This is a genomic window from Desulfosporosinus nitroreducens, assembly GCF_023897015.1.
Classification (GTDB): Bacteria; Bacillota; Desulfitobacteriia; order Desulfitobacteriales; family Desulfitobacteriaceae; genus Desulfosporosinus; species Desulfosporosinus nitroreducens.
Genome location: NZ_JAMHFY010000010.1, coordinates 17,676 through 31,067 on the forward strand (window position 1 = coordinate 17,676; position 13,392 = coordinate 31,067).

The 13,392-nt window shown below is 40.4% G+C and carries 11 protein-coding genes; 3 read left to right on the top strand and 8 right to left on the bottom strand.

What is annotated here, in order from left to right; translation table 11 throughout:
• Positions 1 to 30: 30 nt before the first annotated feature.
• The gene (locus M8E35_RS12495; protein ID WP_252469453.1) at positions 31 to 2,517 is read right to left on the bottom strand and encodes an HD domain-containing phosphohydrolase; all 2,487 of its coding nucleotides are present in this window, start codon (positions 2,515 to 2,517) and stop codon (positions 31 to 33) included.
• 200 nt (positions 2,518 to 2,717) lie between these two features.
• Positions 2,718 to 2,903, bottom strand: a complete 186-nt coding sequence (locus M8E35_RS12500; protein ID WP_252469586.1) for a ferredoxin — start codon at positions 2,901 to 2,903, stop codon at positions 2,718 to 2,720.
• A gap of 550 nt (positions 2,904 to 3,453) precedes the next feature.
• On the opposite strand from M8E35_RS12500, the gene M8E35_RS12505 reads away from it, so the two are divergent.
• A complete protein-coding gene (locus M8E35_RS12505) occupies positions 3,454 to 4,716 on the top strand; it encodes a DUF438 domain-containing protein (protein WP_252469454.1) in 1,263 nt (420 codons plus the stop codon).
• A gap of 64 nt (positions 4,717 to 4,780) precedes the next feature.
• Here the strand turns inward: M8E35_RS12505 and M8E35_RS12510 are convergent, their stop codons facing one another.
• From M8E35_RS12510 to M8E35_RS12530, 6 genes are all read right to left on the bottom strand, one after another.
• A complete protein-coding gene (locus tag M8E35_RS12510) occupies positions 4,781 to 6,349 on the bottom strand; it encodes a sodium:solute symporter family protein (protein WP_252469455.1) in 1,569 nt (522 codons plus the stop codon).
• A gap of 30 nt (positions 6,350 to 6,379) precedes the next feature.
• Positions 6,380 to 6,484 (bottom strand): symporter small accessory protein, encoded by a 105-nt coding sequence (locus M8E35_RS26955; RefSeq protein ID WP_366946805.1) that lies wholly within the window; start codon positions 6,482 to 6,484, stop codon positions 6,380 to 6,382.
• Positions 6,485 to 6,987: 503 nt separating this feature from the next.
• On the bottom strand, positions 6,988 to 8,640 hold the full coding sequence (gene aspD / locus M8E35_RS12515; protein WP_252469456.1) for an aspartate 4-decarboxylase: 1,653 nt from the start codon (positions 8,638 to 8,640) through the stop codon (positions 6,988 to 6,990).
• A 293-nt stretch (positions 8,641 to 8,933) separates the two neighbouring features.
• Positions 8,934 to 9,743: a GDSL-type esterase/lipase family protein gene (locus M8E35_RS12520; protein ID WP_252469457.1), complete on the bottom strand. Its 810-nt coding sequence runs from the start codon at positions 9,741 to 9,743 to the stop codon at positions 8,934 to 8,936.
• Positions 9,744 to 9,755: 12 nt separating this feature from the next.
• Entirely contained in the window at positions 9,756 to 10,769 is a 1,014-nt protein-coding gene (locus M8E35_RS12525) for an ABC transporter permease (RefSeq protein WP_252469458.1), read from the bottom strand.
• Complete coding sequence (locus M8E35_RS12530) at positions 10,753 to 11,673, bottom strand: ABC transporter ATP-binding protein (protein ID WP_252469459.1); 921 nt, start codon at positions 11,671 to 11,673, stop codon at positions 10,753 to 10,755. Before M8E35_RS12530 ends, M8E35_RS12525 begins: the two co-directional genes overlap by 17 nt.
• Positions 11,674 to 11,960: 287 nt before the next feature.
• On the opposite strand from M8E35_RS12530, the gene M8E35_RS12535 reads away from it, so the two are divergent.
• Positions 11,961 to 12,287 carry a YnfA family protein gene (locus M8E35_RS12535; protein WP_252469460.1) on the top strand — a complete coding sequence of 109 codons (327 nt, stop codon included), beginning with the start codon at positions 11,961 to 11,963 and terminating at the stop codon, positions 12,285 to 12,287.
• Between the two features lie 36 nt (positions 12,288 to 12,323).
• Entirely contained in the window at positions 12,324 to 13,271 is a 948-nt protein-coding gene (locus M8E35_RS12540; RefSeq protein ID WP_252469461.1) for a ketopantoate reductase family protein, read from the top strand.
• Positions 13,272 to 13,392 lie beyond the last annotated feature (121 nt).

A 13,392-nucleotide genomic window follows, 5' to 3' on the forward strand; every position in this document is an offset into this window, starting at 1 on the left:
ACTTTTAACATTCCGGCCTTGGTAAGGAATTCAAAGGTTCTTATCAATAGATGAATCCTCACTTAATATGGCCAAGAACTGTTCTACCATGTCAGGATCGAACTGTTTTCCAGAGCAGCTTTTGATTTCTAGTACAGCACTTTCAATGGTTATTGCCTCTTTGTAGTGTCTGGCGTGAGTCATAACATCAAAGGAATCTACAATTGCCAGAAGTCGTGATAATTTTGGGATTTCTTTGCCTTTCAGGCCTTGAGGATAACCGGTGCCATCATATCTTTCATGATGGGACAGAATTTCATTGGCTACGTGTGCCAAATCAGGTGTCGATACTGCGATGCGGTATCCTATTTCGGAATGAGTTCTCATTACTTCCCATTCATCTGTGGTTAGTTTATCCGGTTTAAGCAAGATGGCTTCGGGTATTCCTATTTTGCCGATATCATGAAGAAGGCTTAGAAGAGCTACTTCATCAAGTTCTTCTTGGGATAGGCCCATTCTTTTACCTATCAGGCTGCACATTTGTTCGATTCTCCTAGTGTGTTCTTCAGTTTCGATGTGTTTTTCATGGAGGGATTGCTCAAGCGAACTTAATATTGAACTTTTCGCACTTCTGCTTTCCAGAAGTTTATTCCGGTACATCCGTTCTTCCGCCAGCTTTATAACTGCATTCATATCAGTGTGCAGACGATCTTTGTAAGCTCGTCCCCAGGAAAGACTGATTGGGGCTTGATAAGCTTTCAGATTTTCACACTCTTTTTTTATTTTCTCAATTAAAATATCAACATAGTCAGAATGGTTGTCTTTAATAAAAATAATAAATTCGTCCCCGCTCCACCTTGCAGGAATATCACCCGTGGAACAGCAATTCTTGAGAATCTCTCCGATGCAGCGCAAAAGGCGATCCCCTTCTTGGTGCCCAAACGTATCATTAATAAGTCTTAGCCCATTAATATCACCCATTATGATCCAACTGTTACATGAAGTGCATTTATCAGCTTTTTCTAATAATACTTCTACAAAGGTTCTGTTTTTTAGAGTTGTCACCATATCCGTTTGGCTAAGGTAAAGGTTTTCTGCCTCATAGTTTTTGCGTTGGGTAATATCCGAGATGGTACCGATTAAGCGCTTTGGATTTTTGAAATCATCATATCGGACAATTTTCCCTCGACATTGAAGCCATAACCATTCTCCGGAACTCTTTCTCACTCTGCATTCTACCATTAGTTTTTCATCGTTACCTTTGAAGCAATCACTCAAAGCAGCTCTAAAAAGAGTTTTGTCCTCCGGATGTATTATATTTATTACTTGATCATAATCCAGATAACCTTTATGGTTCATGTATCCTAGATATTTAAGCAAGTCAGGACTGATATTAAATTTATTCATTAATAGATCAGTATCAAAATAGCCATCATTAGTTGCTTCCATGATTAATTTGAACCGTTCTTCATTGATTCTAATTTCTTTATAATGGCTATCAAGCTCTTGCAACATTTCATTGGCACTCGAAGCGAGATTGGAGATTTCATCATTCCCTGGTAAAGAGATCGTTTTGGACATCTGTTTTTTGTTTCTTATACAATTCATAAAACGGTCCAGCTTTTCAATGCGTCTAAAGACAGAGAACTCCAAAATCCTTAAACATATACTGGAAATAATTAAGAATGTCGCAATAAATGCAAAACTGGAGTAATTGATAATCTTCAATCCATCGCGATACATAAATCGATCAGTATCAAGTTTCAAAAAAATTTCAGTAGTATTTTCCATATTATTTATTAGTGCATAACTTGTTATAGAATCTGTGGTCTTCTTAATGTACAGGATAGTGTGATCAGAGGACAGCATAACAGTGTCCTGTTCCAAAGTTTCCAGTATTTCGGGATCTTGCGATGTATGAAAATTTATACCTACTTTTAAGACATCTTTAAGATAGTCAAGAAATTTTTGATCAATCAACTTGCAAAAGACGATTACCCCATTATTCGAGGCTTCTCGGTTAGACGATGTAACAGGTGATATAGAAATCAGTAAGGGTTGTCCAGAAACTATTAATAGTCCGGTTATAGGAGCAGGGCTAAAGACTAAATTTCTATAATAATCAACATTTTTAAAACTCTTATGTAATTCTTCGTTAAATGCACTCTCTACCGCTGCATCAATTCCATATGCCTTAGCAAAGACTGTATCCCCTGAAAGATTATAAAAACCCATATAGTTTATATTCAAGGAAGTCAAAGTATTATCCTGTAGGTTAACATCAACATATTCGCTATAGGTGCCGTTAAGATAGGTGTAAGTATCATCCCAATAGGCCCAGTCCATCACTGTACTTTCTAGGGAAGATTCTTCTCTTTGAATAACCGACATTGCTCGGTTGAAATTTTGGCTTACTATTGAGTTTTCGATTTTATCTGCATAATTCATAAATAATAACCTAAGCAGAATGCCGGAACATAGAACTACAAGGAATAGGCCTGAAATTGCAACCAGAGAAATTTTATGTCGTATCTTCAAATTGATCACCTCAAAACGCTTCTTATTTTTGCGATATTTGTCGAATAAATGATTTTTACGTAATAATGTTATGAATTATGTATATTATTTCTACATCTTGTTTTGAAAAACCTCTTTTTCGAATACTCCATATTACTGAAATTCAATCAAAAGAAAAAAACCCTGGATGAACTCAGGGTGAAGAGGTGGAGAGTCATAGATTATTCTAAAATTATGGCTGCTGTTGGGCAACTTTTCAAGGCTGCTTTAGTCGATACTTCAGCATCGTGAGGAACAGGATTTGTATAGGCTTCGGCAATCTCGTAGCTATTCATTCTAAATACTTGAGGACAAACTGATACACAGGCACCGCAGCCAATACAATCTGAATTTACGGAAGCAAACATTGATTTTAAACTCCTTTCCAGTACAGTTATCGCTAATAAGGCTAGGATAACGTGCAACGGGCTCGTCGTCAATCTGAATTTATCCAACGTTAAGACTCCCACTTCTTGTAAGTGGGAGTGGTGCCCCCGTACTTTTGCTTCGGTGGCGATACTCTCCAGTGGAGAGTATCGCCGAGCCGCCTTCCCAATAGAAATACTTGGCGGCGAAGGAGGTAGAGTCCATCCTACGGCGCGAATGTATTCGTCTGTGGATATGCCCCTTCGGCATAAGTCTATCCTCAGCGCAATTGTATTCGTTACGGGCCGTGCGCTTTCGGCGATAATCTCCACCGGAGACTATCGTACTGGAGACTTACGTCACGGAAGTCCCGATATTCAACTTTAGTTGAACAGTTCACTAGAACCCGAAAGCTGGCTCTTATGTTTCCCAATGCAGGAGAATTAAAGTAGCACAGAGGAAGAATAAGCTAGAAATATGTATGATAAATTGCCTATTGTACATCCTTTAATGATAAAGGAAACTTTATTATTTTATTGAAGGAGATCTGTTATGAGCGAACTGATCGATAATCGAAGACAACGCAGAGAGACTCTTAAACAAATTATCCGCGACATTCACCAAAATGTTAATCCCCATGAGCTTAAGGAGCGATTCCGAGAGCTTTTATCTGATGTCGGAGCTACCGAAATTGCAGCCCTTGAACAAGAGTTAATTCAAGAAGGATTACCGGAAACAGAAATCAAGAGTCTGTGTGATGTCCATGTTTCAGTGTTTAAAGAAAGTTTGGATAACCAACCTAAGTCTCAAGAACAAGGGGGACACCCGATCCACACGTTCCGCAAAGAAAATAAAGCCATCGAGCGTGTAGTCCAAGCAATTCGCCCTCTTCTGGAACAAATCCAAATTGTGAACCCAGATGCAAACTTTGAGGACGGGCTCAAGGAATGGCAATCTCTGCATCAACAGTTGTTGGAAATAGAGAAGCACTACAGTCGTAAGGAAAACATCCTCTTTCCATATTTAGAAAAGCATGGCGTAAGCGGTCCTCCAAAGGTTATGTGGGCTATTCAAGATGAGATACGGGCTCAACTTAAGCAAGTCTCTCAGGCGCTCTCGCTCCCACAAGTTAAACTATTAGATCTGACCGAACTCATTCAAAAAACTGCGCTCCCTGTTCTTCAGGCAATCGAAGATCTTATCTACAAAGAAGAAAACATTATGTTTCCTATGAGCATGGAGACCTTGACTGAGGGGGAATGGGCTGCGGTTGCAGAGCAGAGCGGAGAAATTGGCTTTGCCTTAATTCAACCCGACTTCGGCTGGATTCCTTCCGTACCACCCGAACCTCCTGTCGATCCTAAAGCATTTCCTGCAAATTATGGACAAAGAAATGACGGTCCCCAAAGTCTCCTTCCATTTCCAACCGGTGCTTTGACACTTGAGCAGATTAGCCTAATTTTCAACCATCTCCCGATTGATATTACATTTGTAGATAAGAAAGATAACGTGCGTTATTTTTCTTACGGCAAAGAACGTATTTTCCAACGAAGCAAGGCTATCATCGGGCGAAAAGTCAGTGATTGTCACCCTCCGGACAGTGTTCACATTGTCAATAAAATCGTGGGTGATTTTAAAAGCGGTAAACGGGATTCCGCTGAATTCTGGATACACATGGACGGTAAGTTCGTCTTAATTCAATACTTTGCTCTCCATGATCCTGACGGAACTTATCGCGGAACAATTGAAGTGACTCAGGATATCCAAAAAATGCAAAACCTTAAAGGGGATAAACGTATTTATTCGGAGGAATAGACTTAAAACAGCCACTTTGCTTTATATGGCAAAGTGGCTGTTTATCGATTTAGGAATTGGCTTACTAAGTGGCACTTGTTAATGGTTTGGAAAATAACGATACTATAATAAAGACGATAATGCTGGCCGGAAGAGCAACTATCAAGGGATCGACATAGCTTAAGGGTCCTGTTCCAGCGATTGAATTTTTGCCAAAAACAGCATTTGCTAAGCCAAAGATAGCTGATTCCTTAGCATAAACAAAAAGGCACATAAAGCTGTAAATGAAAGTTCCGACCAGCATACTCCAAGTTGCACCGGTTTTGCTCGCGCGAGGCCACCAAAGGGCACCTGCATATATCGGCAGAAAGGCTGCAGCACAAAGACCGAAAAAAATGGATGTGGCCACAGCGATTATGTTCCCCGGTAAAACGTTAGCTACAACGACAGTTGCAAGAAACCCTACTATTAAACCTGCACGGGCTAATAAGAGTGTCTTAGATGAGTCATCTTTACTTGTTTTGCCTAAAAGATCATAACTAATGGAGGTTGAGATAATATGAAGCTGACCGCTCAAGGTAGACATCGCTGCTGCCAATAGGCCAAGTAAGAAAAAGTAAACGAGCCAAGCAGGAAACGCTTGAGACAGAAACATTGGTATTACTTTATCCGTGTTAGGACCAGTTCCACCAATGGCGGATGCTGTCATAGCAATAGTATTGCTCGTTTCGTGAAAGTAGACATTGGAAAGTGCTCCGACCGTAAAGGCTACACCGGTCATGAAGAGAATGAAAACTCCGCCAAAAACTAAGGCTCGGTTTAACTCTTTGCCGGATTTAACCGTCATATAACGAACTATCAGCTGTGGCTGAGCTAACACACCGATACCTACTCCCAGTACTAAGGTGGAAATGACGAACCACCAATTTTGACTTAAGAAGGTCGGCATTGATGCAAAGCCGGTCATTCCTTGCTTAGCAAGCGCGGCAGGAACAAGACTATTCATGGCATTTAGTTTAGCATGTGCCACTGAGATTCCGCCAAGCTTCATATAAGTAAAACATATTAGAAGAAAGGTCATAACAAACATCAAGGTGCCTTGAAAGGCATCAGTATAAACAACTCCTCTTAGGCCCCCGAAGAAGACGTAGGCTAAAACAATGAGAGAGAGAACCCAGAGTGCTGTATTATAATTCATCTGTAAGGTTTGCTCTAAAAATCTAGCTCCGCCAATCATAACAGCGGCAGCGTAAAGTGGTAAGACAATGCTCATAAGAGCTGCGGACCATTTGCGAATGAAAGTTGACTGGTAATGTGCTCCCAAGAGGTGGGGGAAGGTGTAGGCTCGAAGTTTCTGTCCTAAGGAGCGTGTTTTTTTACCAAAGACAACAAAGGCAAGAAAAATCCCGACAAAAATGTTGGCAAAAGTCAGCCATAGCATACTAAGACCGTAAAAACCGGCTGCACCACCAAACCCAACAATAGCAGAAGTTGAAATAAAGGTTGCTCCGTAAGCCATGCCCATAACATAAGGATGAATATCTCCACCTGCCACCATATAATCCTTCGAAGATTTAGTATGTTTATAACCGAGATAACCTAGAAACGCTGTAATTAATATATAAATTGCCAGAACAACAATAAAGATACTCACTTCTGCTCCACCCTTCAACTATGAATTATTTTAGTCATTATTCCAATTGATTAAACCATAAACAACACATAAAAGGGTACTGCCGATGGACAAGAGAAATGCTGCAATGACTCCCGGATCAGTTAGCCCTAACATATAGCCACCCCGTTTCAATTTGATAGAATAAATCCAGAGACTATTAACAATTCTTTAGGAATTATGTGCGTGATAATTTACCTGCCATACTTCCACACTTAGTTTCTTTTAACGTTGGTTATGAATACCGTACTGCCATCCTTTCTCCTTTTTTGAATTTAAGCGAAAGTAACTTATATGTTCAAGGGCTGAGGACTACTTGCACTTAAAGGAACATGCTGAAATTAAATTATAACAGGTGTGTTTGGGACAGACAATACTTTTTTACACTGTATTAAAACACATTGACGGCTAAAGACTAATTAATCACAGAGCAGCGACTGCGTGGAAAGCTCAATCACATTACATCGAGGTAATGAAGGCTAGATGCGAAATGATCAATCTAGCCTTTGTCATGTAATAAATGTTGGAATTAGGATTCTCGTTTGTGAAATATGTTTAAAAAAGGTTTTAAACTTTTTCTGAGCAACGATGTTGAAAGCAATTGTGCTTCAGACCTAAGTTTATTTCTTCTTTGAGTCCTTGGAAGCTCTCCAAGAGGTTGCATAGTCTTCAAACGTTTTTTGGACAGTTTCACCAATTATTCTATAAGCCTCGTCATTCAAATTGGCAAGAGATGTACGAATGGACCACTTTGGACCGCCAAACCCGATGCCGTTAAGCAACACAATTGAAGATTCCTTAGCTAAACGGAAAAGGAAGTCAGTGGGCTCATAGTTTTCTTCTAAAAAGTCACAGAATTCCTTACCGTACTTAATTTTAGCCCACACCAATAAATCAATTTGACTGTAATAGGCAGCGTTGAATCTATCAGTGCTCAATTCAAGTCCAAAGCCCTTGTATAATAATTTTTGTCGATGGCGACAAATTTCCTGGGTCAACTCTTTGTAACGATTTTCATGGTCAAGCAACGCAAAAAGAGCAAATAGTCCCATTTGCACTTGCTGTGGCGTGGATAAACCTGCTGTATGGTTTAGGGCGACTTGGCGACTGTCCGCAACCATACGATCAATAAAACGTAGTTTTTCAGGATATAGCGTGATTGTTCCATAACGCTCCGCCAACGCGTCTGTTTTGTTTTGCGGAAGATCCTTTATCAATTGATCAAAGATATTGTCTTTATGAATAGCGATGACTCCAAGACGCCAACCTGTAGCCCCAAAATACTTTGAGAACGAGTAAACCCCAAGGGTATTAAACGGTAATTCTGCCATCAGTGAACGGAAATTATCGACAAATGTTCCGTAAACATCATCTGTGATAATCATTAAATTTGGATTATAGTTTTTAACCATCTCTATGATATGTTTTTTTGACTCGTTTCTGATGGCCACTGAGGGTGGGTTGCTTGGGTTAACAACATATAAGGCTTTTATACTTGGATTAGCAAGTTTATCGAGCTCTGATTTTGTATATTGCCAAGTGTGAATCCCTCTCTCATCCATTTCCAGGGCATTAATTCGAATAATTTCAAAATTGTAGCGTGCTAAATGTGGAATCTCTAGATATGGGGTAAAGGTAGGTACCATGAGTGCAATCTTATCCCCAGTTGACAGTAACTTATTCGATATCAGAGAGTCAAAGATATAACACATGGCAGCGGTTCCGCCTTCAACCGCGAAGAGGTCGTATTTTCCAGGTGGGAATTCGTTATTACACATTTCCTGAATGAGATAAGCGTGAATAATTTGTTCAAGGTGTGCCAGCATACGATCTGGAACCGGATAGTTATCGCCGATGATCCCATCCACTAGTTCATGAACCCAGGCATCAGGGTCAAATCCCAGCTTTATTGTTCCATAATCAATGCTTTTCTTGAGCAAATCGACTCCGGGAGCGTGGTGATGGTTTTCCAGGTAGGCCTTAAGACGTGTTGCAATTCCTTTGGTATTAGGCATGCCAGCCAGGTCGATATCTTTCCAGACGTTGCGGGTTTCCACCATAGCAAATTGACCCAGTGTAAAGAACGCTTCTCGCGGGGTTGCTGCAATCCAGTTTGGGTTGCCTCTCCCTGCATTTAACATTGACCAGATGCTTGTATCTCCGTGTTTATTGGCAAGGTTAATTAATTTGTCTTTGAGTTCAAAAGGACTTAGTTGCTTGTAAGTGTGTTCCATCTCCCAAGTGGGGGCAATATCTTTCTGAATGGCTATCATTCCTTCCGGATCTTTGTTTCAACAAGCAAGGTTGTTTGCGCATAAATATTCGCTTTATGCTACTCTGTACTGTACTCAAAGGATTTATACACAAAAAATCCTATCCCGGATTCATGGGTATGTGAAATAACCGAAAATACAAAGAGTCGTTCTAGAAGAGGGTGGAGGCGGTCAAGGAGGTGTGAATATTTTCCCTCATATTGTGTGTGAAACAGACTTCAGCTGATGGTGACCATAAGTCAGGGAGGTGACGAACTTGTTTTCTAAGTCTGTCACCTCCCTTTGGTTTGAAACTATAATCCGGTGAGTATCGTTTCTACCGATTTACTAATTCTATTGGAGAGCGCTTGATATCCTGCGGAATTTGGATGAAGGCCATCCTGGGCGATATATTTCCCCACATTAAATTTCAGCAAGTCATGGGTTGGAATGAAGATTGCTTTTCCATCTTCTTCAACGAGTTGTTGGGTATTATAGTTCCAGGTAGTCAAAAGTCTGGCATCTTCAAGACTGGTTGCTTTTTCATAAGGATTGTAAAGACCAAGAAAAATTATAATGGAATTTGGGTTAGTGTTTCTTAGTTCTTTGAACGTTAACTTTAAGCTGCTCTGGTAGTTGTCTAGTCTCACTTTGAATTCATCTTCTTTAGCAAGAGTGTTCAGGGATAGGATGCTTCGGATATCATTTCCACCGATGGAGACTAAGATAATATCCGAATCTGCGATCAGTTTATCAAGCCGCTGGCTTTGGAGTTGCTCAAGAAGACCTATGCTTTCTAGTCCGTCAATTCCTGCGTTATCCACGATGATTTCTTTAGAGGTGTTGTTTTTGAAATACTCCGGCAGATAACCAGAAAACCCTTTACTATTTTCATCTCCCGTCCCTTTAGCAACAGAGTCTCCCAGGATGAGCAATTGAACGGAGTTGGGATTCTTAGACGAGAGTGTTGAATCCTCTGTTGTTTGAGTCATTGGGGCTTCCGAAGATGGCTGAGGGCTGAGCATAGTTGTGACGATGATTGCCTGATAGAAACCGCTGGCTAAAACGATGAAGCCTGCGCAGGCGATCGCAAGAACAGAGTACCACATGCTTTTTTTTAACACCTTAATTTCTCCTTAGACCAGAATATCTTGTTTAATAAAGTAGACAAAGCTGACGAGGATCGAAGCGACAGCCCATCCCAGCAGGACAGTGATTGAGAAAAGCATCGTCATCCCTTCGATGGGCTGGAACGATCCCGATAAATAATCCGTAAGCCGTAAATTGACCATGAACATGTAGCGTGTAATCTTCCAATCTGAGAGAAAGTAGCTGATGAAATTACCCGCTACGACGGTTGACATAATAATGCCAATCGAGGCTGCCGTACTTTTAACTAAGATAGAGATCATAAATGAGATACTGCCTACCACCACAGCTACAAAATAAGCTAAGGAATAAACCATAAGAGTATATCTCCACTGTGGGACATTAAGGACAGCGGAGGTATCTAATTTTCCTGCTACAAGTTTAAAACCTGTGGCCACCGGGGCTAGCCAGCCTCCGAGACCAAAGAAGAGGCCCGAAATAATCACGGATAATACAAAAGCAAAAAATAGAACTACAATCTCCAAGATCATCAAGGTTAAATATTTGCTGAGCAGAATCTTCCACCTGGGAACGTTCCTGACGAGGAGCAGTTTGATCGTTCCGCTGGAGGATTCCCCGGACACCATATCTGCTGCCAACATAATAATCAAAAGAGGTAAGAACAAGAAAATCGATTGTTCCATGAATTTGGTAGTAAATTTTGCAGCAGACTGCTCCAAGGGGTTAATGTTGTTGTCAAGGTTATACTGCAATTGTTCAATTCTTACTCGGAGTGAGGATTTATCTTTCTCATCCCTGTAAGGGCTGTCAAGCCTGTTCTTCATATCAATTAACTGCTGGTCAGCCAGTTTGCGCCAGTCAGCTGTTGCGCTAATTCCCATCCGTTGAGCGAGTTGGGCCTTTGTTCTTTCGGCAGTATGGTTTTGCCCATAGGCAAATACCGAGATCAGGACGACAAGAATTGCCAAGACAAACATGAGTCGTTTCTTAGAAATCATCTTGAGGACTTCATTTTCAATTAGATTAAACAATTTGATCACCTTCCGTAAGGCCCAAAAATAGATCTTCAAGGGTATTTTGTTTTGCTGTGCAATAGGTGAGTCCCAGACCTTCCCTAATGAAAAATTCATTAAGTTTATCAAGGGGATGCTGACCAATTTCAGCGCTGATGGTATTCATTTTTAACTGAGTCGCTTCGATCTGCCAATGGTCCCTAAGAAGCGCGATTGCTTTCTCAGGATCATTTATCTGCCATTCGATCTTATCGTCATGTTGAATGATTTCCTGAACGGTGGCTGTTTTGATGACACTTCCTTGCTTAATAATAGAGACGATATCACACATTTGTTGGATTTCTAACAGTAAATGACTTGATACAAAGACTGTCATACCTTCCTCATAGGCCAGTTTTCGGATCAAATTTCTAAACTCAGTGATTCCTGCGGGGTCGAGTCCATTAGTAGGTTCATCGAGAATCAGAAGCTTAGGCTTGGCTATGATGGCCTGGGCGATCCCTAGACGTTGTCGCATACCCAAGGAATAGGTACTTACTTTATCATTGACCCGATGCTGGAGGCCTACCATTTCGACGACATCTTTAATCCGTTGTTGACTAATCGTTTTATTCATGGCCGCAAATTGCAGCAAGTTTTCCATGCCAGTTAAGTATTTGTACATATCAGGGCTCTCGATGATGCATCCGACATTCGACAGGGCTTTCACAAAATCATGGGCTACGGAATAGCCGCAGATTCTTACTGATCCTTCCGTCGGTTTTATCAATCCAACAATCATGCGAATCGTTGTCGTTTTTCCCGCACCATTAGGACCTAGGAAACCATAAATTTGAGAGGGATAAAGAGTCAGGTTTACCCCTTTTACAATTTCCTTTCCTTTAATTTTTTTTCTTAAGTTAGTAAGTTCCAATACTGCAGTTTGCGGCATAAATTCTCCTTTTTGATTCTTCTATTATTTGAAAGAACTATTAGGTATGAACTATTTCCTTTTTATTATAAATAAAATCTTCTTAAATAGGAAGTTGAGGACTCTTATTCAAAAAATTAATTAAAGCTTTACACTGTACCGAATGTACATGAGTGAATAGTGGCTGTTGATTTCTAATAAATAAAGCTATAATAATAAGAAACATGTTTCGAAAGTTTAGAAGCAGTCATTATAGCAAAAAACTTTAGTTTATATACGTTTCTGTGCAAAAGGGGGGATATTTGATTATGCTTCAGGCTATTTTCTTATTTATTCTAGCTGGTGTAGCCGAAATCGGAGGAGGCTATCTAGTATGGCTTTGGCTGAGAGAAGCTCGGCCCATTTGGTATGGAATAGTGGGGGGACTCATCCTCGTTCTTTACGGTATCATACCCACTTTACAAAAGTTCCCGAGCTTTGGGAGAGTTTATGCAGCCTATGGAGGGGTATTTATTATTTTAGCCGTTTTATGGGGATGGGGCGTTGATAAAAAAATTCCCGACATCTATGATTGGTTAGGTGCCGTCATATGTATAGCAGGAGTCTCTGTCATGTTATGGGCTCCGCGACATTAATTATCCTGTTAAACAATGTAAGATTGGAGAAAAGAAATGAAAGTTTTAGTTATCGGTTTAGGGGCCTTGGGAACTGTGTATTCTTGCCTTTTGAGTTTAGCAGGCCACAAGGTGACGGGGCTAAGCAGACCAGCAAGTATTGAAAAGATCAAGGCAGATGGAGTGAAAGTTTCTGGAATCTGGGGAGAGCACAAGGCGAAGCTCTTTAACGCAGTATCTAAAGTATCGGAACTTAAGCACCAGAAGTTTGATATTATAATTGTCACCGTAAAATCATTTGTTACAGAAGAGATTGCTCAAGAAATTGTTCCGCTAGTAGGAGATAACACCTACGTATTTCTCTTCCAGAATGGATATGGAAATTTTGAGACAGCCGCTAAATCTATTGCGGAGGACAAGCTTGTTTTAGGCCGAGTTATTTTTGGGGCAGAGACCTTAGCACTTGGAGAGTCTAAGGTGACTGTTATTGCCGATGATGTGATGATTGGTTCTCCCAAAAATCTCATTAACCCTGTGTTGCTAGAGGAGTTCGCCGAAATTTTTTGCAAAGCACTCATTCCTACAAAAGCATCTTTAGAAATCATGAACTATATTTGGGGAAAGATCATCTATAATTCTGCACTAAATTCCTTAGGAGCAATTTTTGAGGTGAGTTATGGAGAGTTGGCCGAAGAACCTGTTACTCAAGAACTCATGAATAAGATCGTTAAAGAGATTTTTGATTTGCTTCAAGCAAGAAAGATTGCAATGTTTTGGCCTGATGCTCAAAATTATTTAACAAATTTTTATGACAACTTAATACCTCCAACCTATGCTCACCATTCCTCGATGCTTCAAGATATTCAGAGCGGTCGCCGAACTGAAATTGAGGCCCTGAATGGCGCAGTCGTAAAACTTGCTCATGAAGCAGGGGTCGAGGTTCCTGTAAACGAAGTCATAGTGGCTATGGTGAAAGCGAAAGAGTGCTTTAGTCTGCATTCTTGAGCTATACTTGCATCAAAACATTTTTATCCGTCCGTTCGAGGGAAAAAAACAATATCCCAGGCTTATCTAGATTTGAGCAATTGTAAGAAAAATTAAGTATAACCTAAAATGTTAAGGTAAA

Coding starts and splice junctions, on each gene's coding strand:
- M8E35_RS12500 (WP_252469586.1), bottom strand. CDS start 2,903: ATGTTTGCTTCCGTAAATTCAGATTGTATTGGCTGCGGTGCCTGTGTA.
- M8E35_RS12505 (WP_252469454.1), top strand. CDS start 3,454: ATGAGCGAACTGATCGATAATCGAAGACAACGCAGAGAGACTCTTAAA.
- M8E35_RS26955 (WP_366946805.1), bottom strand. CDS start 6,484: ATGTTAGGGCTAACTGATCCGGGAGTCATTGCAGCATTTCTCTTGTCC.
- aspD (WP_252469456.1), bottom strand. CDS start 8,640: ATGATAGCCATTCAGAAAGATATTGCCCCCACTTGGGAGATGGAACAC.
- M8E35_RS12530 (WP_252469459.1), bottom strand. CDS start 11,673: ATGCCGCAAACTGCAGTATTGGAACTTACTAACTTAAGAAAAAAAATT.
- M8E35_RS12535 (WP_252469460.1), top strand. CDS start 11,961: ATGCTTCAGGCTATTTTCTTATTTATTCTAGCTGGTGTAGCCGAAATC.
- M8E35_RS12540 (WP_252469461.1), top strand. CDS start 12,324: ATGAAAGTTTTAGTTATCGGTTTAGGGGCCTTGGGAACTGTGTATTCT.